The organism is Silvimonas amylolytica (assembly GCF_014645555.1).
Lineage (GTDB): Bacteria > Pseudomonadota > Gammaproteobacteria > Burkholderiales > Chitinibacteraceae > Silvimonas > Silvimonas amylolytica.
On sequence record NZ_BMLY01000008.1, the window covers coordinates 121,223 to 146,170 of the forward strand.

The 24,948-nt window shown below is 59.1% G+C and carries 16 protein-coding genes; 6 read left to right on the forward strand and 10 right to left on the reverse strand.

The genetic code is table 11. The features are described from left to right. Positions 1 to 2 precede the first annotated feature (2 nt). Positions 3 to 830 carry a helix-turn-helix transcriptional regulator gene (locus tag IEX44_RS18880; protein WP_188697838.1) on the forward strand — a complete coding sequence of 276 codons (828 nt, stop codon included), beginning with the start codon at positions 3 to 5 and terminating at the stop codon, positions 828 to 830. A 28-nt stretch (positions 831 to 858) separates the two neighbouring features. Here IEX44_RS18880 and IEX44_RS18885 read toward each other — a convergent pair whose 3' ends face one another. Continuing rightward, positions 859 to 1,440 (reverse strand): hypothetical protein, encoded by a 582-nt coding sequence (locus IEX44_RS18885; RefSeq protein WP_188697841.1) that lies wholly within the window; start codon positions 1,438 to 1,440, stop codon positions 859 to 861. Positions 1,441 to 1,760: 320 nt separating this feature from the next. Between IEX44_RS18885 and IEX44_RS18890 the strand changes: the two genes are divergently transcribed. Next, the gene (locus tag IEX44_RS18890; RefSeq protein ID WP_188697844.1) at positions 1,761 to 4,223 is read left to right on the forward strand and encodes a carboxypeptidase-like regulatory domain-containing protein; all 2,463 of its coding nucleotides are present in this window, start codon (positions 1,761 to 1,763) and stop codon (positions 4,221 to 4,223) included. Between the two features lie 60 nt (positions 4,224 to 4,283). On the opposite strand, the gene IEX44_RS18895 is transcribed toward IEX44_RS18890, so the two are convergent. Then, a complete protein-coding gene (locus IEX44_RS18895; RefSeq protein ID WP_188697846.1) occupies positions 4,284 to 5,450 on the reverse strand; it encodes a helix-turn-helix transcriptional regulator in 1,167 nt (388 codons plus the stop codon). Positions 5,451 to 5,820: 370 nt separating this feature from the next. Between IEX44_RS18895 and IEX44_RS18900 the strand changes: the two genes are divergently transcribed. Beyond that, positions 5,821 to 7,797, forward strand: a complete 1,977-nt coding sequence (locus tag IEX44_RS18900; protein WP_188697850.1) for an acid phosphatase — start codon at positions 5,821 to 5,823, stop codon at positions 7,795 to 7,797. A 72-nt stretch (positions 7,798 to 7,869) separates the two neighbouring features. Here IEX44_RS18900 and IEX44_RS18905 read toward each other — a convergent pair whose 3' ends face one another. Further along, the gene (locus tag IEX44_RS18905) at positions 7,870 to 9,306 is read right to left on the reverse strand and encodes a glycoside hydrolase family 1 protein (protein ID WP_188697854.1); all 1,437 of its coding nucleotides are present in this window, start codon (positions 9,304 to 9,306) and stop codon (positions 7,870 to 7,872) included. A 97-nt stretch (positions 9,307 to 9,403) separates the two neighbouring features. Between IEX44_RS18905 and IEX44_RS18910 the strand changes: the two genes are divergently transcribed. Further along, positions 9,404 to 10,285 carry a LysR family transcriptional regulator gene (locus tag IEX44_RS18910; RefSeq protein WP_188697857.1) on the forward strand — a complete coding sequence of 294 codons (882 nt, stop codon included), beginning with the start codon at positions 9,404 to 9,406 and terminating at the stop codon, positions 10,283 to 10,285. Between the two features lie 47 nt (positions 10,286 to 10,332). Here the strand turns inward: IEX44_RS18910 and IEX44_RS18915 are convergent, their stop codons facing one another. From IEX44_RS18915 to IEX44_RS18945, 7 genes are all read right to left on the reverse strand, one after another. Then, complete coding sequence (locus IEX44_RS18915) at positions 10,333 to 12,285, reverse strand: beta-galactosidase (RefSeq protein WP_229679324.1); 1,953 nt, start codon at positions 12,283 to 12,285, stop codon at positions 10,333 to 10,335. 51 nt (positions 12,286 to 12,336) lie between these two features. After that, positions 12,337 to 14,241 carry a glycosyl hydrolase 53 family protein gene (locus IEX44_RS18920; protein ID WP_188697860.1) on the reverse strand — a complete coding sequence of 635 codons (1,905 nt, stop codon included), beginning with the start codon at positions 14,239 to 14,241 and terminating at the stop codon, positions 12,337 to 12,339. A 2-nt stretch (positions 14,242 to 14,243) separates the two neighbouring features. Then, on the reverse strand, positions 14,244 to 15,134 hold the full coding sequence (gene malG, locus IEX44_RS18925) for a maltose ABC transporter permease MalG (protein WP_188697863.1): 891 nt from the start codon (positions 15,132 to 15,134) through the stop codon (positions 14,244 to 14,246). 12 nt (positions 15,135 to 15,146) lie between these two features. Then, a complete protein-coding gene (malF, locus tag IEX44_RS18930) occupies positions 15,147 to 16,661 on the reverse strand; it encodes a maltose ABC transporter permease MalF (RefSeq protein WP_188697866.1) in 1,515 nt (504 codons plus the stop codon). 567 nt (positions 16,662 to 17,228) lie between these two features. Further along, a complete protein-coding gene (gene malE / locus IEX44_RS18935) occupies positions 17,229 to 18,434 on the reverse strand; it encodes a maltose/maltodextrin ABC transporter substrate-binding protein MalE (RefSeq protein WP_188697869.1) in 1,206 nt (401 codons plus the stop codon). A 124-nt stretch (positions 18,435 to 18,558) separates the two neighbouring features. Next, a complete protein-coding gene (locus IEX44_RS18940; protein WP_188697872.1) occupies positions 18,559 to 19,683 on the reverse strand; it encodes an ABC transporter ATP-binding protein in 1,125 nt (374 codons plus the stop codon). 85 nt (positions 19,684 to 19,768) lie between these two features. Then, positions 19,769 to 22,210, reverse strand: coding sequence for a beta-galactosidase (locus tag IEX44_RS18945; protein ID WP_188697875.1), 2,442 nt, complete (start codon positions 22,208 to 22,210; stop codon positions 19,769 to 19,771). Positions 22,211 to 22,541: 331 nt separating this feature from the next. Between IEX44_RS18945 and IEX44_RS18950 the strand changes: the two genes are divergently transcribed. Further along, positions 22,542 to 23,561 (forward strand): LacI family DNA-binding transcriptional regulator, encoded by a 1,020-nt coding sequence (locus IEX44_RS18950; RefSeq protein WP_188697877.1) that lies wholly within the window; start codon positions 22,542 to 22,544, stop codon positions 23,559 to 23,561. Between the two features lie 152 nt (positions 23,562 to 23,713). Continuing rightward, complete coding sequence (locus IEX44_RS18955; RefSeq protein ID WP_188697880.1) at positions 23,714 to 24,748, forward strand: LacI family DNA-binding transcriptional regulator; 1,035 nt, start codon at positions 23,714 to 23,716, stop codon at positions 24,746 to 24,748. The last annotated feature ends 200 nt before the right edge of the window (positions 24,749 to 24,948 follow it).

Genomic DNA, 24,948 nt, shown 5'->3' on the forward strand with positions numbered 1-24,948 from the left:
CCATGGATACGCAACTTAGCCTGAATGTCCATATGCCAGTGCATGTCTCTAACGGCGGGCTGTTTATTTCCCGTGGCGTAGGCACGCATCCGCGGCGGATCATCGACTCGTTTGAGCTGATTTATGTCAAACGCGGCATGCTCTCGATTGAAGAATCCGGCCGTCGTTTTGAGGTGGGAGAGGAGGAAACCCTCCTGCTGTGGCCTGATCGCGAGCACGGCGGCACGGCGCCCTTCCCACCCGACCTGCAATTTTTCTGGGTGCATTTAACGTTGCCTGCACCACTGATGTGCAGCGATGCCACACAATTGCAGGTGCCCCAGCACGCCTATGTCAGCAGGCCCGAACACATGACCGGTTTATTCCGGCGCTTGCTCAATGAACAAGCCTTGCTGGGTGAACGTGCGGTACCGATGAACCTGATGGCCATGCAGATGTTGTGGGAGGTCACTTCATCACGCGCAGTGGGCGGTGAACTCGATAGCCAGTCTGCCGTGCTGGCCGGACGTGCTGAGGCGCTGATCCGTACCAGTTTTCATATGCCGATTACGGCATCCAGCCTGGCGGCACAACTGGCGTGCAATCCGGACTACCTGGGACGCGTGTTCCGCAAGCATTACCAGTGCACGCTGACCGAAGCGATCCACACCCGGCGCGTGCGCCACGCCACCAATCTGCTGTCTGATGGCAAACACACTATCGACGAGATCGCCCTGCAGTGCGGATTTGATGACCCTGGCTATTTCCGCCGCGTATTCAAGCGCGCGACCGGTACATCGCCCCGGGCGTATCGCAGCCTGCATTTACGGCTGCATATCAATACAGACTGATACATGACCGGACGCGGGCGGGCCAGGTTCAGGGGTTCTGCATTACCAGCTTCAGATTGCGGTAATACACGTGCCCTTCTTTCGCACCGTCGGCATTCCAGTGTTCCAGCAAGAGTCGAAACGGCTCCTGCTCAATGAAATCTGCCTCTAGCGGCATCCAGGTGGCAGTGGGCGGTACCACCTGGTCAAACTTGGCACCTTGATAGGCTTTGGTGCCCTCTACATTGAATGGCCCGAACAACAACTTCAGTTCTTTGCCACTCTCATCCACCAGAGCAATTGCACCGCCGCATCGGTCATCCGGGCACCCCTTCACCAGGTAATCCACGCTCAAGCGATAATGCCCCGGCCCGATGAGTTTGGCGGTAAAGAGATCACCGCCAAAGACCGGCTTTTTGAAGGTCAGCACCTTGCCTTCCCCGATCGGGTTATCCACCACCTTGCCGCCGTGTGAACCGCCTTTTTGCCCGGTCCAGCGTGCATCCGGGGCGGTGCTGAAGCTGTCTTCAAACACCACGACTTCGTCACTCGCCACGCTATGCTGGCCCAGCACCAGGCCCAAAGCCAGCAAGGTCGCTGAAAACCCGCTGCAAAACAGCCACTGCTTCATGATCACCCCCGCCTTTGCATGCCCGTCTTTGGTGTTGTAACGATGCGACGGGAAGTATGGCGCACCATGCCTGCGCTTGACCTCATTCATCCAGATGACAAAGTTATGCCTTCGGTCAGTCCACCGTGTTTTCGGATACACGAATTTACACGGCCCGACCGGCGTCGGGCCTGCCTCATTCATTCAGATGAGGTCAGGCCCGGCGGGCGCTTCCTACAATCGCCGCTAGCGTGCATCACAACATGGAACCTGGCACAGACCGGTGTCCGGTGTGATCAAAGGCACGAAAACATAACAACCCAGAATCAGGAAGATGAGCCATGAAATCCCAACGTACACGCCCCGCCTTGCGCCGGGCGCTCCCTCCGTTACTGTCGTGTGTGATCGCCACCGCCCTGCTGGCCGGTTGCGGCGGCGGTGGTTCTGACAACCCGGCTACGGCCACGCAGGCCGCCGCCATGACCGGCACCGTCGCCACGGGCCAGGTCGTCGCTGGTGCAGCCATCACCGTCAAAGACAGCAACGGCAAGACGGTGACCACCACCGCAGACAGCAATGGCAACTACACGCTCTCGCAAGCCACACTGGCCGGGCTTGTGCCGCCGCTGGTGATCAAGGCCAGCAGCAATAGCGGTGATCTGTATTCGATTTCAACCGGTGGCGGTACCACCAATGTCACACCGCTGACCAGCATGGTCGTTGCTGCGTTGTCGGGCCAGTTGCCTGCCGACTTTTTTGACCTGGTGGGCACTAGCCATCAGGCCTCGGCACTGATCAACGCAACGGCCATTGCCAACGCCAGAACCATGGTGCAAAACACACTCACTGCTGCGGGTGTTGATCCGACCAATATCGGTGATTTTTTCACGGCCCATATTGTCGCTGGCAATTCAGCGGACCAGGTCCTGGAAAACACCACGGCCACCCTGCCCAGCCTGAGCGCGTTCATTGCCCAACTGGCACAAACCACCACCCAGAACAACGGCGGGACCCCGCCCTCTGGCGGCACGCCTCCGTCAGCGCATATCGACACCTCCACCTACGGCGGTTGCCTGACTGACCTGACGCTCAATAGCCCGCTGCCTGCCAGTGTCACCACCAGTACGCTCTCTACGCTGCCGGATATCAACGCACGCTGGATCGCCACCAGCTACCAGCAATCCGATCTGGATGGCGGTGGCAATACGACCTGGAGCGCTTCACGCGGTGCAGACACCGAAGGCACGAACAACGCCGCGCTGTGGGAAATGCAGCCACGGCAGACGGCCTCTTACCTCGACAGCAATGGCTCGCTCGCTGCGGCGGTCACCCCGACCCGGCTGATTGTCCGTAGTAGCAATGGCAATCCGCTGGCATGGTTCCTGAATCTGGACGACTACTACGCCCCAATCGGTGGCGCCTACCTGGGTTATCAAGAACATGGCAGCAGTGACAACCCGTCCGCAGCGGGCGCCGACAACAACTATCTGTCTGGCTTTTATTACGCAGCCGGCCAGACGGCAGAAGCACCGCTGGATGGGCTCACTGGCTCAGGGCAGTCGTATCAACGGACGCGATATCAGCTGAACGATGGCAACCAGACGCCGTGGCAAGAGAACTACACCGTCACCTACAGTGGCAAGAAAACGATCACCACGCCGCTGGGCTCGCTCAATGTGTGTAGCTACACCACCAAGGGCACGCTCACCCGGCCGGACAACCAGGTGAACATCAGCTATCAAACCATCATGTATACGGCGCCGACGATCGGTGCGGTGCGTCGCGAATACAGCCAGAAGAACTCCAATGGCAGCGGCGGTACCACCTATGTCATGACCAATAACCGCGATCTGATCGGTGCTGTGGTCGGCAACACCAACTATGGGCAATCGCTGGTGCCCGATGACAGTACGCTGGAAAGCTGCCTGAAGAGCACCACGCTGCCGGCCGGCCTGGCCAGCAGCAGCGATACCACGCACGCCGCACAAAGCATTTACCGTCTGGACAAGGACCTGGTCACTACCTACACCAGCGGCACAGCAACAGGTTGGGAGTGGCGTAACTCCAGTCTGGTCATCCAGGACACGCCGGTCAGCAACCAGTTTTACTATGCCTTCGTGGCGGGTCAGCCAACGCGCCTGAGCGGCGGCAGCGATGCGACCAACCGCTACCTCGTGAATGGCAGCTGGACGGGCACCGGTTCTGTGGCACCAACGACCCGCCCCACGGGTAGCAACAACGGTGTGATGTGGGCACTGAACGGGCATACCTGGCTCGATCCGTTCGGTGCGCCGGCGGGCTGGGAACAAGATGGTGATCCAAACAGCGCCAGCAACGCGCCAGTCGATGGCAGCTACTTCCAGCGCGTGTTCTATGACCCGCACAGCATGCCGCTGGTCTGGTTCAATGGCCTGCGCAAGGGTGAAACCATCACTTCGGCCATCAACCAGTATGAGCAAAACAGCTGGACCACCCCGGGGTCAGTCAACCAGACCGTCTTCCAGGGGGCCTACACCTATAACGGTCGCAGTTCGATCACCACACCGCTGGGCACATTTGCGACCTGCAAGGTATCTGCCACCTTCACGCAGACGCAGACCGGCAATAGCTATAACGTGACCGAAAATGATGTGGAACACCATGTGCCACAACTGGGCGCGGTGTACACGACCACAGATGAGATCGACCGGACCGATACAGCTAACCAGGGCGCGATCACCTGGGCGAACTCCAAAATCAAGGTGCTAACCGGCAAACTGGCAGGCGGCACGTTGTGGGGTAGCCTGGCCAACCCGGCACCGTAAGCCTGACCTGACCTGCAACGGGCCGCACATGCGGCCCGTTTTGTTTTGTCTGCTGAGTGGTCAGGACAGTAATGCCGTATTGGACCCATCCATTGTCACGAACCCGATGATGAGACCCAGCATGCGGACCAGTTCTGCCTGGCGGCTGGTTCCCGTTTTGGCAAACAGATGCGCCAGATGCGTGCGCACTGTCGTGCGACTCACGCCTTGCGAAGTGGCGAACTCTTCCACTGTGGTGTTCTCCAGCAAGGCCTGAGCCAAACGCACTTCGGCGGGTGTCAGCCCGAACATCTGTGCCAGCAGATGAGGTTGCGTCATTGCCCGGATGGCTGTGTCCTGGATGATCACGAGCGCACAAGGTCCCTGGCCGGCCACGCCGCATGCTTCGCCCGTGGGTCGCGTCATGGGCAGGATAGAGACCAACAACGGCCATGGTAGATCTCGCCGGTTCACGCGCAATGCCTGACCTGTTCTGGGTGTGGCCCACAGGCTTTGTCGCAATGCCAGCTGCAACAAACGGTCTACGTTCGTGTTGCTGGCAAATAATTTATTCTGGCGAATACCCAATCCGTCACTGCTGGCCAGACTGCATCTTGCAGAGGCGTTCATCCAGCACACCTGCCCTTGCTGATCCAGCCAGACTACCCCAAACGGCAATACCGACAAGGTTTGTTCTGAAGCCTTCTGCTGGGCTTCCAGCTCACGCAGACGCGCCCGCAGGTGAGCGGCACGCACCATGTGTGATGAAATACAGGACAGCAGCTGCAAACTGCTGGCCGTGTAATCTGGTGCGTCTCTGGCCTTGACCAACACGACGCACTCCACAATGCGCTCGGTCCGGCGCAAGACGGTTGCAGTGGTACGGCAAAAGCCATAGTGAATCAAATAATCGTTGTAGAACTCATTCTGGCGCACAAAGCGCAAATCATAGCGATCCTGATCGCACCGCCATTGCGCGAGCGCGGCATTGATATACCACTCAATCCGCGGGTCTATGGTGCCGAAGTAGTCACGATATTCCTGATCAGCCTTGATCAGGGCCGGCACCGTAATACATGACTCGGTCAACTGCCGGGTGGCCAGATCAACGGCCACATAGTGCCCGACACCAGCGCCACTCAACTGCGCGATGGCCGACATCGCCAGATTAAGCCGGTCAAAATCTTCGGGCCAGGCATACAGATGTTCTATCGCCTTGCGGTAATAACATTGCTGCAATGGTGTCATTTCACCACCCCGGGATATTTGCCCTGCGCAAGTATAGCAAGCTGTCATTGCTTGCAAGCAAAGCTGTTTCACCCAGCCGCCAAACGTAGGCCATTGCCTACAATTGCCCGTTTTCTACCTGAATGACACTCTGGTTACAGTCATGCTGCAGTGCATTTCTGACGGCTTTGCGCTTCTTTTCCAGAATTTATTTCAAACCGGTTTGTATCAAGTCTGCATGCGGGTTTGCACAATATGACGCGCCGCCACAATTTTGCAATTTGATCTTCAATTTTCCGTCACTGATGTATCACATGAACTTTCTAATATATCAGACGTTTTTTCTTGCCCTGCCACTGCAGGGTTTCTCTCTTCGACGCCTGGTACCCAAATGCATAACAACCGATACGCACCGCCCGCCGCCCTTCTGCCCATCGCCCTTGCTGTTACCCTGGCCCTGGCGGCCTGCGGTGGTAGTAGTGATGACTCAACCGCCACCTCCAGCCCTGATAATTTCTCTGTGCCGGCAGCCCCCAAGGGCTTGGGTACCGCTGATACCGCGCCGGTCCAGGACGAAGCCAGCATCCTGCCATTTGTGGACTACGCCTACACCAACCAGCGCGGCGATGCCCGCTACGCGACAGATGCCACCAATGCTGGCGTGCGTGTACTGGATGGCTACCTGGCGCTGTGGACGCCCAGCACACTGATCGTCGATGCCGGCGTGACCGCCGCCGCAAACGGCAGCTACCCTGCTGTGGTGGCATCAAGCTGGACAGGTATTCCGGGGGACTCCACCGACGGCACCATCGTCAACGCGTCCATCCTCAGTACCAATATCAATTACGTCATCAACGCCACCACCAGCCGCACAGCCGATCAAGCAACTGCCGCGTACCTGGATGACCGCCGCCAGAAAGGCTACAGCGTCACGGATGGCATGGGCCCACTGACGGGCGCCTGGCGTACCGCCGCCCAGCAAACCACAACCATCACCAGCGTGGCTTCTGATGCGACCACCGTGCTGTACAACGACAACGGTAACAACATCGGTGTAGGTACGTCTTCGGGCAACACGAGCTTTGGCGCTGCGGTGGATCTGATCAGCAGCATGGGCAACAATGCTTCGACCGAACCCGCCAAGCGCTTTTACAAATACGCCCGCCCGTGGCGCTGGAGCAGCAGCGTGATCGTCGTCCCGGCGCTGGTGCCTGCGGAAAGCGGTACACCGAACGTTGACGGTGGCTTCCCCAGCGGTCACGCCGCCGAAGCGGGTCGCGATGGTCTGGCCATGGCCTATCTGGTGCCAGAACGCTTCCAGGAAATGGCAACCCGTGCGCTGGAACTGGGCGAGAACCGCATCATTGCCGGCATGCATTCCCCGCTGGATGTCATGGGCGGTCGTATCCAGTCTGAAGCCCTGGTCGCCGCCAACCTGGTCGCCAACACCGCCGCCACCCGCCAGGCCGCTGTCACGCAAGCGCATACCGCGCTGATGGCTGCGACCAACACCACCACGCTGGCTGCGTTCAACCAGTACGCGCACTCTGGCACCACCAGTACGGATCGCTTCGCTGATCACGCCACCAACAAGGCCAATTACCTGCGCCGCCTGACCTATGGTTTCCCGCAGATCGCCGATACCGGCAAGACCGCACAAGTGCCCAAGGATGCCGAAATCCTGCTGGAAACCCGCCTGCCCTACCTCAGCGCTGACCAGCGTCGCATCGTGCTCAAGACGACCGCAGTGGCCTCTGGCTACCCGGTCATGGATGACAAAGAAGGCTGGGGCCGCCTGAACCTGTTTGCCGCTGCCGATGGCTATGGTGCATTCAACGGTGACGTCAGCGTGGCCATGGATGCCACACAAGGTGGATTCAACGCGCTGGATTACTGGCAGAACGATATTGCCGGCAAGGGCAAGTTCAGCCTCTCTGGCACCGGCACACTCGTCTTCAACGGCAACAACAGCTATACCGGCGGTACAGAGATTGATGGCGGTACGCTGCAAGCAGACTCGGTGACCGGCTTTGGCAATGGCGATGTCTATGTGGCTGGCGGCACGGCCGTGTTCAACGCCACCAGCCCGGTGACCACCGTGAACTACACCCAACTGGCTGCCGGTAGCACACAAGCCAATCTGGGCAACAATGGTCAGGGCCAATTGAAGGCCAGCGGGACGGTAACCCTGGTCGGTGGCACGCTGAATGTGAAATTCGCCAGCGGCTTTGCCCCGGCGGTGGGCAGCACGCTGACCGTCATCACCGCCGGTAAACTGCAAGGCAAGTTCACCACCGTGAACGTAGCTGGTTTCAAAGCCACACCGGTGTACACCAGCACCGGCATGCAGATCCAGATCACGGGCTGATCACCGGTACGCTCCGAAAACAAAAAGCGCGACTTCGGTCGCGCTTTTTGTTTACGTATTTTGCTCAATCCATCACAGCTTCTGGCCATTGCTGGCGATCACTGTCTGATACCAGAAAAAACTGTCCTTGCGGATGCGCCGCAGGTCTTTGGCGTCAGTTTCATCGCGGTTGATGTACACAAAGCCGTAGCGCTTCTGGTAGCCATTGAGCCAGCTGAGGATATCGGTGAACGACCACGGACAATACCCAAGCAGTTGTACGCCATCACTCATGGCTTCCTGGCAGGCTTGCAGATGCGCGCGCAGGTAGTCGATACGGTAATCGTCATGTACCTTGTCGCCGGCTTCCAGTTTGTCGAACTCCCCGAGACCATTTTCAGTCACCATCAGTGGCAAGTCATAGCGTGAAGCCAATCTGCGCAGGGCAATGCGCAGCCCGGTGGGGTCGATCGCCCAGTCCCAGTTGCTGGTGGGCAGATGCGGGTTCGGTGTCGTGCGGTACAAACCCGGCACGCCGCTGGATGGCGTGGTCCCCTTCTGGCCCGTGGTGTTGATGCGTTGCATCGTCGCGCCGTCACGCGGGTTATCGGTAAACGTGGTGGTGTAGTAGTAATTCACGCCGACAAAGTCTGGCAAACCCGCTTGCAAAATGGCGACGTCACCCGGCTGGATATCCGGCGCTTCACCGGTTTTTTGCAGCCAGGCCAGCGCGGCTTGCGGGTAGCGGCCAAAGCAATAGGTATCCAGCCACCACCAGTTGGTGAATTCCTCGGCGTTTTCAAAGGCCAGCATATCGGCCGGTGCTGAAGAGGCCGGGTACGCGGGTGAATACGCAAAACTGGGCCCGATCAAGCCATTGGGCACATGTTTGCGGAACGCAGCAATCACGGTCGCATTGGCCAGGAATGCGTGGTGATTGGCGGTAAAAAAGCGTTTGCGATCCTGCACGGCAGGCGGGTGCGTACCCAGTTGATAGGCATTGGTGGTGTTGTAGTTCTGCTCATTGAGCGAAACCCAGTATTTCACCTTGCCGGCAAACCGCTGGAACAGCGCCACACAGTAGTGCTCAAAATCCGCAATGATGCGGCGGTCTTCCCAGCCGCCGTACTCCTCTTGCAGTGCTTGCGGTAAATCCCAGTGATAGAGCGTGAGCACGGGCTCGATACCGGCTGCGATGAGGGCATCAATCAGGCGTTCGTAAAAGGCCATGCCCGCCTCGTTCGCTTCACCGCGCCCAGTCGGGAAAATGCGCGGCCAGCTGACCGAGAACCGGTACGCCGTCAGGCCCATTTCCTTCATCAGCGCCACGTCTTCTTCCATGCGGTGATAGTGATCTACCGCCACGTCCCCATTACTGCCCTGGAAGGTTTTACCGGGCAGGTGTGTGAAGACATCCCACACGGATGGCCCTTTGCCGTCTGCGTCGTGAGCGCCTTCGACCTGGTAGGCGGCAGAGGCTGCGCCCCAAAGAAAGCCCTGCGGGAAGGGTGTGAGTCTGGCGTGATGCATGATGACCTCCGATATGCGGGATACCGCACAGCTTGCGCGCAGCCATCTCATTCCGGCCAATGATATATTTTCAGCAACTTCATTCCATCATGGAATCATGGAACTCAGAGACCTGCGTGCTTTTGTTACCCTGGCAGATTTGCTGCACTTCACGGATGCCGCAGAGCGGCTGCACGTCACGCAGTCCGCCCTCTCCAAGCAGATACGACGGCTGGAAGACAATCTGGGCGGCGCACTATTCAGCCGTAGCAATGCAGGCACTCGCCTCACCCCGCTTGGCCGGGACTTGCTGGCTGATGCGCGCAAGTTGATCCACGCCGCCGATGCGCTGGGCTACAAAGCACGTGCGTCGTTATGTGGCAGTGCGGGCACCTTGCGGATTGGTTTTGGTGTGGGCACCAAGCTGTTTGTCCCCGCGGCGATCTCGCGTTTCAGGGTTGAACGGCCCGGTGTAGAGATCGAACTCAACGATTTATCCAGCCACCATCAAATCCAGGCGCTGATTGAAGGCCGGCTTGATCTGGCTTTCTGCCGACTACCCGCGCCAGCAGGCTGGCCACACTTGCCCGTGGTGGCGGCCCGTTTCATGGCCGTGATCCCCGCCAGTTGGTCCCCCGCGCTGACACTGCCAGAACTGGCCAGCCAGCCGGTATCGATCATCGAGCATCACCGCGCACCAGCGTTTCATACGCATTTGATGAACTACCTGGCGGGCAAAGGTTTACGTATTGCGCAGATTCAGCCAGTTCAGGATTTTGTCTCTGTAGTGGCGCTGGCCGCGGCGGGGGTGGCCTGGGGTGTAGTGCCGTCCTCCACCTCGATTGATGACCCTGGGGTACGGGTCATTCCCCTGCAGGATGAGGCAGCCAGCTGGTTGATTGGCTTGATGCGCCCGCCCGGGGATGCGGGCGCGTTGGTGGAGGCGTTCTGGAGGCTGGTCGCAGAGATGTTGCGGGATAGCACCTTGCCGGAGGCATAAAAAAACGCGCCGACAAGCAGCGCGTTTCTGTTAGCCATTGACCACCCTCATTCCCGCCAGGCACACAATTGGCCTTGCCCCAGTTCGGCGGTACCGATCAACAACTCCGCATCCATGGGCACCGGTGCTTGCCAGGTTTCCGTATCGTAGTTAAAGGCAAAGGTCACATCACCGCGGCGTGACAAGCGCTGACCGGCGCCCAGATGGGTGATTTCCAGCCCCACTTCCAGTGCACATTCGGCCAGCCAGTGCTTGAGCAAAGCAGGCTCAAACCAGCCCGTTGCGTACTGCACATTGCCCTTGCGCAGCAGTGCCGGCCAGTTGTCTTCAAAGCGGGCCAATACCTCTACATCGCCGATCGGGCGCACGTTCTCACGCCAGCGCTCTACCGCGCCAGATTGACCGGCAATGGTGGTTTGCGGCCGCAGCGTGGGGCGCAGAGACTCGACTTCCAGCACCTGGATCGGCATCACGGCTTGCAACGGGCCAGGCGGCAAGGTGGCGGGGATGTGGAAATCCGCCGTGCGTGAGCCCGTGCGCGGGCCAAACAACCACAGCGCATCCGATTTGCTCACCTTTTCAACCAGCGGCAGGTCGGCCACCGTGAGCGTCGGGGCGACGATCATGGCGTAGCCGCTGAAGTCTGCATCACGCGGGAGGATGTCAATATCCAGCCCCAACTGGCGCAGCGCGCTATACCAGGCCAGCAGGTGAAGCTGGTAGTCAAAACTCGCGCCATGGCGCTGGATGTCGCAAAGCCACAGTGACTCATAGTCAAACACCATGGCGACCTGGGCCTTGGTGTTGTTGGCGGCCGCAGGGAACTGGCGCAACTCTTTGCCCACGGCCAGGCCTTCTTCGCCGCGGGGCGAGAAACCATCAGAGGGCAGATTCAGGCCGGAATGCAGTTGTTCCTGGGCAAACGGCGCCTGACGCCAGCGGAACCAGGACACCAGTTCTGCGCCGTGGGCGAACCCTTCCCATGCCCACAAACGCACCATGCCAGGCGCAGGCACCGGGTTATGCGGCGCCCAGTTCACCGGGCCGGCTTGCTGTTCCATGATCCAGAAACGGCCACGGCCAACGCCACGATACAAATCGTGGCTGAACGCGGAGATGTCCGGGTGGCCGGTGCGCGCCCAGCGTGCTTTTTCTTCTTCAGGCAGCGCCTGGGTTTCGGTACGGGCCAGCGGATAACTGTCCCACGCAGCAACGTCGATGCCGTTTTTGGCAAACTGGTAGTGGTCAAACGCGCCAAACAAGCCCATGAAGTTATGCAGCACATCCCGGCCTGGTGCGTGCTTGCGCAGAATGTCTGCCTGCAGCTGGTGAAAGGCAATCACTTCATCAGACAAGAAGCGGCGGAAATCCAGCAGGTGCGACGGGTTGGCATCAGTCGGCGTTTGTACCGGAAAGTCGATAGCCTCAAACGCGGGGTACTCCATGCTCCAGAACACATTGCCCCAGGCCGTGTTGAGCTTGTTGATGTCGCCATATCTGGCAGCCAGCCACCGCTGGAACCCGGCTCTGGCTTCATCCGAATAGCTTGGCACGGTGTCGTGGCAGGCCAGTTCGTTGTCAGTCTGCCAGGCCACCACAGCCGGATGCTGGCCGTAGCGTTCGACCATGGCGGTGGTAATGCGGGCACACTCGCGCCGGTAATCTGCGCTGAACAGATCATAGTGGCGGCGCGAACCGAAGCGCCAAGGTTTGCCATCTGCACGCACGGCCATGATTTGAGGCATGGCTTTGCACAGCCAGTACGGCGGTGCAGCGGTGGGCGTGCCCAGCACAATCTTCAAGCCAGCGTTGGTCAACACTTCAATGGCTCGATCCAGCCAGGACCAGTCGTACTCGCCCTGACGCGGCTCCATGCGTGACCAGGCAAATTCAGCGATCCGCACATGGGTAATGCCCATCTCGGCCATACGGCGGGCATCGGATTCCCACTGGTTTTGTGGCCAGTGTTCGGGGTAATAGCAAACGCCAAGTTGCATCATGTTTGTTCTCTGCAATGTTGATTTGAACACTTGATTGGCAAGACCGGGGGATCAGTCGGCCGCGAATTCCACGTCATCGACGTTGCCCCAGTTACCGGCATTGGCATCCACTGCCACGCCGACGGTGCAACGCTCGCCACCGACCTTGATGTTGTTGATTTGATAGCCGTGCCATTGCTGCCAGCCGTTGTTATGCATCGCCACACTTTGTGTTTCGCCGCCGCAATCTCTGGCAAACAACGTCAAGGATTTCTCACCCCCGCCGCCGGCCGCCCAGGCCTTGAAGTGATAGATGCCAGGCTTCAGACCATTGAAGGTATGGCTGGCCTCAAATTTGAAGGCGCCAGAGGCCCAGTAATGCAGCGATTGCTGGCCACTGTGTGCATTGCCCGGATTGCGCTCGTTACTGGCGGCGCTTTTGTCGCCGGTCATCGTCCAGTCGTCGAGCTTGCCGTTTTCAAAGCTGGCGTCGGTAAACAGGTTGCGGCGTGGCGAGACCGTGACGTGCGCCGTGACATCGGGCTGGCCGGTGATCTCGCCCTTGAGCGTGAACTCGCCCGGTGCACTGGTTTTGCCGGCGGGGACATTGGCCCAATCGATCAGTACCGGGCGTTCTGCGTCGTCACTGAAGGGCAGCCGCAGGGTTTCTGGCGGCACAAAGGGCTCGCCCACAAAGGCAGTCAGCTCAATCGGGCCGGGCTGCAGCAATTTGGGCTGGTAGTCAGACTTCTCCCGCACGCGCTTGAAGACCGCCAGCGAAGGCAGCGCGTGGCCGTCAAAGTCGAACATGATCTGGTTGTCCCAGCCGTTGCCGTCACCCGTGCGCCAGCCCACGTTGGGTAGCCAGGCCGGCTCCCAATAGAACAAGCCCAGACCACGCTGCGCCGGCACTTGCGAGACGGCGTCGATGACATCGCGCACCAGGCTGGCTTGCCCTTGCGGCGTGGCTTTGTAGCCGATGACCTTTTGGGAATCCGCGTTGAAGATATTGGGCGTGGCATCCCCGTTCTGCAGCGTGGCGGCGTAGCTGGTTTCCAGCACGGCCACGGGCTTGGCGTAACGGAACGCCATGTCATCCATATTGGCGCGCAGATCGGCCACGCCACCATGCAGATACGGGTAGTAAGACAAGCCGATGATGTCGAAGTCGACCTTCTCATGGGTCAACATATCGAACACGCGGCGATATAGATCGTTGCTGGTGCCGTTGGCCAGGTGAATGGCAATACGCGTGTGCCGGCCAGCAAAGCGGGCATCATCGGCCCGGATCGCCGCAATGCCCTGACGCATCAGTGCGACAAAACCGGCGTCGCCGCCAATGACTTCATCGGGTTTGGCTTTCCAGGTTTTGCCATCCGGCCACATGAAGCCGCCGTTGAGTTCGTTACCCACTTGCACCATATCTGGCGCAACACCGGCGTCATCCAGCGTATGCATGACATTGGCGGTGTAGTCGTACACCGCTTTTTCCAGCGCTGCGCCGTGCAGGTCTTGCCAGGCGGCAGGCTTGGTTTGCGTCAGTGGATCGGCCCAGAAATCGCTGTAGTGGATGTCCAGCAGGTATTTCAATTGCAACGCTTTGGCACGCTTGGCCAGGCGTACGGTGGTGGCGAGGTCGTTATTACCACCGCCGACCGGATCACCTTTGTGGGCAATCACTTTGCCGTCTTCGATCACATCCGCCGCGTTGACCGGCGTGTGCCACAAGCGCAAGCGCAACCAGTTGACGCCATTGGCCTTGAGTATCGCCAGGGCGTCTTGCTGCTGACCAGCCAGGTTGTAGAACTTGCCACCGGCCTTCTCTACCTGATCCAGTGTGGAGACATCCGCGCCCATGATGAAATCTTTGGGCAGATTGGGGACCGGTTGAACCTCTACCGTACCGGCCGCAAACAGGTTGGCGGACAGCACGGCCCCTGCCAGCAGTGCCGGCATGCAGAAAACGGTTGTGGACATGGTTATCCCTTGACGGAACCTGCGGTCAGACCAGAAACCAGCCAGCGTTGGGTGATCATGAAGATCGCGGTCAGCGGAATACCGGCCAGAATGGCCGTTGCCGCAAAGTCGCCCCACAAGTAACGCTGGTTGAACAGGAACAGGCGTGAGCCGATCGCCAGCGTCAGTTTTTGCTCGTCATGCAGCAGCACAGACGCCACCGGGTATTCGATCATGCCGCCGAGGAAGGCCAGCACAAACACCACCACCAGGATCGGCACGGCCATGGGCAACAGCACGTAGACAAAGGCCTGGAACGGCGTGGCGCCATCTACGCGTGCGGCCTCTTCCAGCTCATAAGGGACAGAGTCAAAGTAGCCCTTGATCAGCCAGATGTGCTGAGCAACGCCGCCGGTATACGCCAGCGCCAGGCTCCAGTGGCTATCAATCCCCAGCCAAGGCACGTAGTAACCAATGCGATCAAACAAGGCGTAAATGGCGACCAGCGCCAGTACCGACGGGAACATCTGCAGCAGCAGCAAGCTGTTGAGCAGCGTGCCCTTACCTTTGAAGCGCATGCGGGCAAAGGCGTAAGCGCTGGTGATCGACAGCACCAAAGACACGGTTGCGCTGATGAACGCCACCTTCACCGAATTCCAGATCCACAACAGCACCGGGAACGGCGGTTTGACCAGGTTGCCATCGCCATCGACGTAGGACATCCCCAGCGCCAGTTTCCAGTGTTCAAAACTGATGGAATGCGGGATCAAAGAGCCACCGGCAAAGTTGCCCGGTCGCAATGAGATCGAGATGATCATCAAGAACGGGAACACGGTCAGCGCAATGAAGGCGATGAGGCCGATATGCGCTACGAGTACCCGCCAGCGGGTGGATTTTTTCAGTACGACAGGCATGGTGTGCGCCTCTCAGTTCTTGTTGACTTTAAACAGCTTGAGGTTGACCACGGCCAGCGTCGCCACAAGCAAGAACACGATGGAAGAAATCGCGGAGGCCAGTGCGTAGTTCTGGCCGGAATCCTGGAAAGCGATCCGGTAGGTGTACGACACCAGCAAGTCCGTCGCGCCAGCGGGCACCTGGGTGTCCAGGAAGTCCGGGCCGCCGCTCGTCAACAGTGCAATCAGCGTCAGGTTGTTGAAGTTGAAGGCAAATGAGGCGATCAACAGCGGTGCAATCGGCCGCAAAATCAGCGGCAGTGTGATGCGAAAGAAATTCATCAGCGGGCCGGCACCGGCCAGCGCCGAGGCTTCATACAGTTCTTCCGGAATGGCTTTGATCAGGCCCATGCACAGAATCATCATGTACGGATAACCCAGCCAGGTATTCACGATCAGCACCATGGCGCGCGCCAGGTTGGGTTCAGAGAACCAGCCCGGGTGCAGGCCAAACAGGCCTAGCGCCATGTTGATTTCACCCAGGTTTTCGTTGAACAACCCTTTGAACACGGGGATCGAGATAAACGCAGGCACGGCGTACGGCAAGAACAACATCATGCGATACGTGCCGCGGAACTTGAGCGCTTCCCAGTTCAAGAGCACCGCGAGGATGATGCCGATGGCAAAGGTAAACAGCGTGTTGAGCGAGGCAAAGCCAATGGTCCAGGCAAAGATGCGCAAGAACGGCTGGTGGAATGCCGGGTCGTTAAACACGCGCCAGTAGTTGTTCCAGCCGACATTGCTGCGAAAACCAGGCTCGAATTGCTGGCCCTGGGCGTCTTCATAGAAGCCCGTTTTCATATTGGCTTTGAGCACGGATTTGCCATCCGTCCCCACCAGCGAACCATCAGCAGCCAGTTTGTAAGCGGGCTTGCTCTGAGCAAAGCGGCGCAGGCTGCTTTGGCGCAGTTCTTCACCGGTCGGCAAAACGGCAACGGTGTTCTTCAGACCAGCTTGCAGCTTGAACAAGTCTTTGAGCAGCACGGGCTGGCCATTGGGCTCAGCCGTGGCGGCAGTCAGCGGAACGTGGTTTTCGTCCTTGCCGGTTTTGAGTTCAAACGGCGCGGTGACAAACTTCTTGCTGTCGTCATCGTCGCTCTGGAAAAACAACTGATAGCGATCGCCCGCTGTGTAGAGCTTCATATCAAAGCTCTGGTCACCGGCAATCTGCTTTTGCAGCAGCACGTCGGTAGCGCGCTCTTTAGAGAGCAAGTGCTGCGAGCTGTAATTGGTAAAGCTGATCCCCAGCGTGTATGCCATGGGGAACACAATGAATACGGCCACGGCCATGACGCCTGGCACGACGTAGCGGTACGGGTAAAAGCGCGGTGAGGTGTAAATGAATACCGCTACCCCCAGCAAGACAACCATGCCCAGCGCGAACAATGGTTGATGCGCGCGGTAAAACAGCGGTACGAGTGCAAGGCCAGCCAGCAGGCTGATCACACCCAATGCCGCCAGCCCGTAATGCAGAGGCGAACGTCTCATGAAATACCCCGGAAAAGTCTTGAGCGGATAGATCCGCTTTTCGCGGCCGACCCGTTTTTATCGTGCATGGCCAGGTATTTATCCGGCCTGGTGGTGCCGTCCCGACATACACCCTCCCAATACCCCGAGTAAAGGGAGGGTGTATGCGGTGCGGCAACCAGTTTCAGCGCCTTGCGGCGCAAGTTTGAAAAGCGTTTTGATACCGGGGGTGCCCGGACCACCCTACTTTTCTTTGGATCGCCAAAGAAAAGTAGGCAAAAGAAAGGCGACCCCCGCGATTTGCGCCTCCGGCGTTCCCTCAGTCGGTCGGGAGCCCGAGGTCTCCCTCCACTCCATCGGCAAATCGCTCGACAGGGGGAGAAAGTCAAAAAACAACCCCAACCCCAACAACCACTGCAACCCCGCAAACCGTCGATTTGCGAAGGTTTTTCAACCCAGGCAAACAACATCATCTAAAGCCGGCCAGCAAGGCCCCAGTGGCAAGGCACGCGAACGCAGACAGTACATATGGGTACGGCAAGTGAGCGTAACGCGGCCAATGGGGCCTTGTTGGCCGGGGACCATCACTTACTGCGCATCGCCCTTCAGACGTTTTGCAGCTTGATCCAGCGCGACCGGTGCGGTCTGACGACCTTGCGTGACGTTTTCCAGCGCGGCCTTCATGGCAGTCCAGAAGCGCGGCATTTCCGGTGCGGACGGCATCGGGGTACCAGCGCGGGCGGCAGCCATGGTGCCGGCGATCAGCGGGTCACCCTTCAGTTCGTTGTAGAACTGCTTGTTGGCCGGAACGCCCAGCGGTACGGCTGCGTTCATATCCTTCAGACCTTCTTGCGACAAGAGGTAGTTTTCCAGGAATTCGGTCGCGATTTCCTTGTTCGGGCTGGCGGTAGCAATCATTGCACCCAGCACGCCAACAAACGGTGCACCTGGCTTGCCGTTGATACCCGGAATCGGGGCCACGCCGAAGTTGATCTTGCTCTTCTTCAGGTTGTTCCATGCCCACGGGCCGTTGATCATCATGGCGGTGCGGCCTTCGTTCATGGCGGCTTCCGCTTCAGCGTAAGACGTGGTCTTGGGCATGGCGCCGGCTGCGATCAGCTTCTGGATCATCTCCACGCCTTCAACCGCGCCCTTGTTGTTCACGCCGACATCCTTGGAGTTGTACGAACCATCCGGATTGCGCTTGAACGCGTAGCCACCGTCAGCACCCAGCAGCGCCCACGAGTAATAAATTTCAGTGAAGTTCCACATGATGGCGTGCTTGTTCTGGGCCTGAAGTTTCTTGTCCAGGGTCAGCACTTCATCAAAAGACTTGGGCGGGGTCGGCACCATGTCCTTGTTGTACAAGAGGGCCACGGCTTCGATGGAGATCGGGTAGCCCCAGGTCTTGCCGCCGATGGTCCAGGCTTTCCATGCCAGCGGGTCGATGCTGTCGATGGTCTTTTTGGTCGGCTGGATCGGGGAGATCAAACCACCGGCAATCCAGTTGCCAGCCGGGTCATGCGGCCACATCCAGATGTCCGGGCCTTTGCCGGCAGCAGACGATTGCTCAAACTTGGCAATGGCGTCTTCCGGGTGTTCCACCGTCACTTGAATGCCGGTGTCTTTGGTGAATTTCTGCGCGATCTTGGCGATGCCGTCGTAGCCTTTGTCGCCGTTAATCCAAATCAGGAGTTTGCCCGGTTCGGCGGCGTGCGCCTGCAGGGCCAGTGCGCTTGCGGCCACGATCATGCCAAGGCGTGCAAGCCGGTTCGTCAGAGTCTTGTATACCATTTTATATTCGCCCTCTCACCATCAATCACTTCAGGAATGAAACCGGCAAACACCGGATTCGCTGCGGGGGGATTGAACCCACCCGGTCTTCAAAAACCTGGTCGCAGACCATGTTCCCCGGTCTTCAACCGACCAGTCTTTGCAACGCAATGCCATCCGCATCAAACAGATGCGCACAGTGCGCTGGCGCGTACACCGCCAATTGCTCTCCCGTGTTCACACGGCTGCTGGCAGGCAGACGGGCGATCAGCGGGACCGTGGTGTCGCCGCGCAGGTAGGCGTAGGTGCTTTCGCCCAGACGCTCCACCCATTGCACTTCACGTACAAACACATTCGCGCCACCGGCATGACCTGGTTCGACGTGTTCCGGACGGATACCGAAGGTCACTTCTGCCCCCACCGTCAAGGCACCCGGGTTCACCGCTGCGCGCAGTACAAAACCGTCTACCGTCGTGACCTCAACACCACCCTGGTTGATGGCAGTCACACGGCCCGGAATGAAGTTCATTTTGGGCGAGCCAATAAAACCCGCCACGAAACGGTTGCGCGGATGCTCGTACAAATCCAGCGGCGAGCCGATCTGCGCCACGCTGCCGTATCTGGCCACTTCCGCCCCGCTGTGCAGCAGCACAATCTTGTCAGCCAGAGTCATGGCTTCGACTTGATCGTGTGTTACGTAGATCGCGCTGGCCTTGGCGTACTGACGATGCAAGCGGGCAATTTCCACGCGCATTTGCGTACGCAGGCTGGCATCCAGGTTAGAAAGCGGCTCATCAAACAGGAACACTTCCGGTTCGCGGACCAGTGCACGGCCGATGGCAACGCGCTGACGCTGACCACCCGAGAGCACACGCGGGCGGGAATCCAGGAAGCGTTCAATCTGCAACATGCTGGCAATGCCGCCGACACGCTGGTCAATCTCTTCTCGGCTGACCCCTGCCAGACGCAGACCAAAACCCATGTTCTGGGCCACGGTCAGGTGTGGGTACAGCGCGTAGTTCTGAAACACCATGGCGACATCGCGCTCGGACGGTGCCAGTTCATTAACGCGTTTGCCACCAATGAACAACTCGCCAGACGTGACGGTTTCCAGACCGGCAATCATGCGCAACAGCGTGGATTTGCCGCAGCCGGACGGGCCGACGAACACGCAAAACTCGCCGTCGGCAATCTCCAGCGACACATCGTTGATGGTCGGCGGATTGTTATCAAAAATCTTGCAGACGTTCTGCAGTGAAACGCTGGCCACATGGCCTCCTTCTTGAATCAGGTCCGGGAGTGGCTAACAAAACCCGCTGCAACGCAGCCAGGCGGGTTTTATCAGGTGCTCCAAATCAAACGGCAACACCGCCGAGGTCAAAGGTCAGGTCATACACCGGCACCAGTTCTGCCGAGATCAATGCCGCCGGGACGCCCGCGTTTGCCAACACCTTGCGGGCGGCATCTTCCAGGAACATCGGTGCCTCTTTGTGCGCAGGCAGAACCTCCAGTCGCAAACGCGGCCACTGACCTTCTGCGATATGACGATCCAGTGCGATTTCCCACGTGGCGCCATCAAAGAACTGGTCATCAATCAGCACATCGTTGGCGTACAAACGTGCAGCGTCACCGGCATAGCTGATACGCAGCAACCAGCGGCACACCGCGGTCGCATCTGCCGCATCAGGCACAGCCAGCGTCCAGTGCGCAGCGTGCTGCGAAAAAATGGCGTCATCAGGTGCTTGCGGCATCGGGCCTGGTCGCCAGCTGATATGCGGGCCAAAGCGCAGCGGTTGCGGCGTGGCTTGCTGAATCAGGCGCGGCGTCACGGCCACGCTGGCAGCGCCCGGTTGCAGGCAACTGAAGCGGGCAAAACCCCGATCGGCCACGTAAATGCCATCGGCCGGGAACACATCAATGGCGGTCATCGCCCCGGCTGCGGCGGCAACATGAATAACGTCGCCGTCCGCCCAGCTACCTGCTTCGCTCAATACGAGGCGCGTGCGACCGCGCAACTGCGTCGGCGTACAACCGCGACCCTGGCTTTCATTCAACAGGATGATGCGATGCGGGCGACCGTTGGTATCGGTCACCAGCATGTCAACCGGGGCATCGCCCACTTGCGGCAATACGCGCAGCAGCGTGCCATCGCGTTGTTGCCATTCGGCCGGCGCGTCAATGCGCTGCACGCTGGCCGCTTCAAACGCCAGTTCTGCAGGGATGCCATCCATGGCGACATAGACATGGCACGGCACCGCCTCTTGCGACAGACGCGTCAGCGGCTGCACGGTGGCGTAACGCAGACGCGCAGCGCCCAGACGTTGCAACACCGGCCAGATGGTGGCCACGCCATCGGCAAAGGTCACCGGTGGGAAAGCCACGGTTTCATCGCCGATCTGTACATGAATGCGGGTATTTTCAAAGGTTGGACGCGGGTGATGGCGCACGTGGTTATTGATAAAGACAAAACCACCTTCCACATCAGCGCGGACACACACGCGCAGCTTGCGGTCATGCGCATCACGCGATGCGCCTTGCGGCAATACCGCCGGCAACGGCGCCAGTTGCGGCCCATAGGCGGCAACAAAGTGATGCAGTAGCGCCAGCTTGCCCCAGGACGGCCGGATCTGCCCGTACTGACCCAGCGGTGCGTGGAAGTCGTAACCCAGTTGCGGCACGTCGTTGGGGTAGCCGGTATCGACCGTCTCGTTCAGGTAACCACGGCTGCCCACGGGGTTGGTGCCGCCGTGGTACATGTAATAACCGTAGAGGTTCGCGCCAGAGCCAATCTGCGTGAGCGCAGTGGCATAAACGTCCTCTGTGCTGATTACCGGGCGGCGATGATAAGACTGATGCATGCCGCCGCCAGCCTCAGCCAGGAAGAACGGGTAATGCTGTGGATCAATCAACCCTTCCGCCGGCGTACCGCCGACATTGCCCATCTCGCCAATGGTGCGTTCGGTATCAAACACAAATACGCCAGATGGCGGCAGTGGATCGGTCGAGCCCTGCCAGAAGCCATCGGCGTATGCGCCAGAGACCGGCACCACTTCTTGTGCGGGGATATCCAGCGTTGGCCAGCCAGTGACGGTATACAGCGGCACCATCAGGCCGGATGCAATCGCCAGGCGCTTCAGTTCAATAATGTGTTCGGCGCCGCATTCCGGGCCAACACGGTCGTATTCGTTTTCCAGCTGCACGGCGACAATCGGGCCGCCATCATTCCACATCAGGCCACGTACCTGATCGCCGATCTCGGCATACAGGCGGCTGACGTGTTTCATATAAGCCGGCGCATTGCTGCGGCGGGCGCTGGCCGGCACGCTCTCCATCAGCCAGTCCGGGAAACCGCCGTAACGCGCTTCGCCATGCACCCATGGTCCAACGCGCAGACAGAATAACAGACCGGCATCGGCCACCGCTTGCACATAGGCACGCAGGCTCTTGTTGCCTTGCCAGTCAAACTCGCCCTGTACGTCTTCGTGGTGATTCCAGAACACATAGCTGGCGACGATCTGGATGCCACCCGCTTTCATTTTGGCCAGCGAGGCGGCCCATTCAGACTGCGGGAAGCGCGAATAGTGAAACTCACCCATGATGGGCATCCACGGCAGGCCATCACGGGTCAGATAACGGCTATTGATGCCGATATGACCGTGCGGGCCCGTTTGCCAGTTCTGCAACAAAAAACCGGTCTCAGGCGCTGAGTTTTCCAGCGGCACATGAACATGCACGTCCGCACTGGCCGTGATGTCTTGCGCATGTAGTTGCTTGACTTCTGTTTCAGAAAAATGCATACCGTTGAGTCCGCTGGTCGCCTTATACACCGAAAATCGGGCCTTTGAGCGTCGTTTCGGGTGGATTAATTTGTAGTTAAACGTTTTACCTGCTACGAATTTCTCTTGTCAGCGCACGATCGACAATAAGGGTTTACACCTATGTCAACGGTTGAATGCGGTTTAGCAGCCCGATTTGTTACAAAAGAGCCATCAGATTTGTCGCAAACTGCCCACTTTTGCCAGCATTGCCAGGTTCAAGCTGCTTGATTGACGCTTGATCTGTAATCTGATCAGATGAAATTAATCGTTTAATCTTTCTGCTCACGCTTTGAGCGTGCAGGACTCATGTATGGCCACACTTGCCCAGATTGCCCAGCTAGCCGGGGTTACACCGGCCACCGTTTCCAACGTCCTGCGTGGTCGTGGCAAGGTGGGGGAAGACACCAAAAAACGCGTACTGGCGCTGGCCGAAGAACTGGGTTATCGGCCCAACTTGCACGCGCGCGCGCTGGTTGAAGGCCGGCCGCTGACGCTGGCGCTGGTGGTGTCCTCCATCGCCAACCCGTTCTATCCGGAATTCACGCTGGCCGCTGAACAAGCTGCACGCAAGCAGGGCTACTTTCTGATTGTCTGTAACACCAATGACGACCCGGAACTGGAGAGAGCCTATCTGGATCAAGTGGGTGGTTCTTTGGCCCATGGCGTGCTGGTCATGAATGCAGACTTTGTGGAACAGGACGTGTTGCTGGCCGCTGAACGTCGCGGCACGCCCGTCGTGTTGTGCATGTGGGAGCGGCCAGAGCAGCCGCCCGCACTGCCCTCCATTGCCGTCGATTTTTACCGTGCTGGTGAAATTGCGGCAGAGCACCTGCTTGACCTGGGGCATCGTCGTGTCGCGGCGGTCGTGGGCAGTGAACGCAACGGCAACCATATCTGGCGTTATCGCGGCTTTGCCGATGCCATGGCGCGTGCGGGCATTGACGATCTGGCCGAACATACGGTGTTTGGCCACGATACGATCGAAGCCGGCCACGAAGCGGCGCACCAGTTGCTGACCGCCAATCCACAAGTGACAGCGATCTTTGTCTCTAACGATTTGCCGGCGATTGGCGTGCTGCAAAGCGCAGCCGATCTGGGCCTGCGCGTGCCTGCGGATTTATCTGTCATCGGCATTACCGACATCAACCTGGCGCATCAAATCCGGCCGAGTCTTTCCACGGTGGCGGTACCGACAGCAGAAGCGGCCGAGATGGCCGTGAACCTGCTATTGAGCCTGATCAAGGGCAAGCCGGCCGATGGCGCCCGCCCCATGCTGGTGACGTCCCGCCCGCAATTGGTCGCACGCGATTCGACCGGCCCCGCACGCTAAACCTGTCGGCCGCTCCTTCTTTTTATTGCGGTCAGCGCGTTGCACGCTAGCCGCAGACTGCGCCTGCACCGCTTGTATCCATTCGCCATCACGCGCTACGCTGCCAGCGTTTTCCCTTTCAATGTGTCTCTTTGAGCAGCAAGGTTTACCGCATGGGCATCCGCAAACTCGCCAGCGAACTGAAATTGTCGGTCTCTACCGTTTCGCGAGCCCTGAACGACAGCGACGAAGTCAGCGACGAAACCCGTCAGCGTGTGCGTGAAGCCGCTGCACGCCACGGCTATGCGCCTAACCGCGCGGCTGAAAGCCTGCGCAAAGGGCGCATGAACACCGTCGGGCTGATGCTGCCAGCGCGGCTGGAAGAGGAAAACTACACGCTGGCCCTCTTCATGCGGCTAGCCGATGGCTTGCAATCCGTGTTGGCCGAACACGGCATGGATCTGGTGATGTATGGCAGCAAGTCTTATGAGGAAGAATTCACCCGCCTGCGCCGCGTGGTCGAACGCCGGCACGTCGATGGCGTGATTCTGGCTGGCACGCGGTGTACGGATGAGCGCCTGGATTACGTTGCCAGTCGCCGCTTTCCGTTCGTGGCGTTCGGGCGTAGCGAATCTGCTGGCGATCATGTGTGGATTGATCTGGATTTTGAATCCGCCGCTGCGGCGACCATTACCCGCCTGGCCGCCCTCGGGCACCAGCGCATCGCCATTGGTATTCCCGGTAACGATGCCATGCAGGCGCACATTTACCTGAATGCCTGGCGTGCGAATATGGCGGCGCATGGGCTAGCGGTGCATGAATCTTGCGTGCAGATCAACGAGTTGTCTGAACGCGGTGGTTACCTGATCACTGAAGCGTTGCTCGCGCTGCCTGAACCGCCCACGGCCATCATGTTTCAGAGCGACAGCATGGCCATCGGCGCCTATCGCAAACTGCATGAGCTCGGCCGCACGCCGGGCAAAGACCTCGCTATTTGCGGTGGCGTGCTGGCGGGCGACGTACCGGAGTATCTGTCGCCACGCCTGTCGGGCTATACGGTGGATTCGTATGAACTGGGGCGGCATATGGCCAGCGCGCTGTTGGCGCAATGGCCGGAATTTGCCCTGCAACATCAGAAAGAACCCCGGCAACAGCTCTGGCCATTGCAGTTGCGGGTGCGCGACAGCGATGGCGGGATGATCGGATGACCCGGGTCAGGCACCAAAAACCCTGAATCCACGCTACCGGGCGGGTCAGTTGCGCGCACGGCATCAGTACTCTGCCTTACCGTTTTTTCGCAACGCCAATTCCTTTTTTCACCACCCCGCTTGACACCCTTCTTGCGCAGATCAAAAATCCCCTCCACGTTTTCCGGAAACGTTTCCGTAACGCTCCAGAAAACGCTACA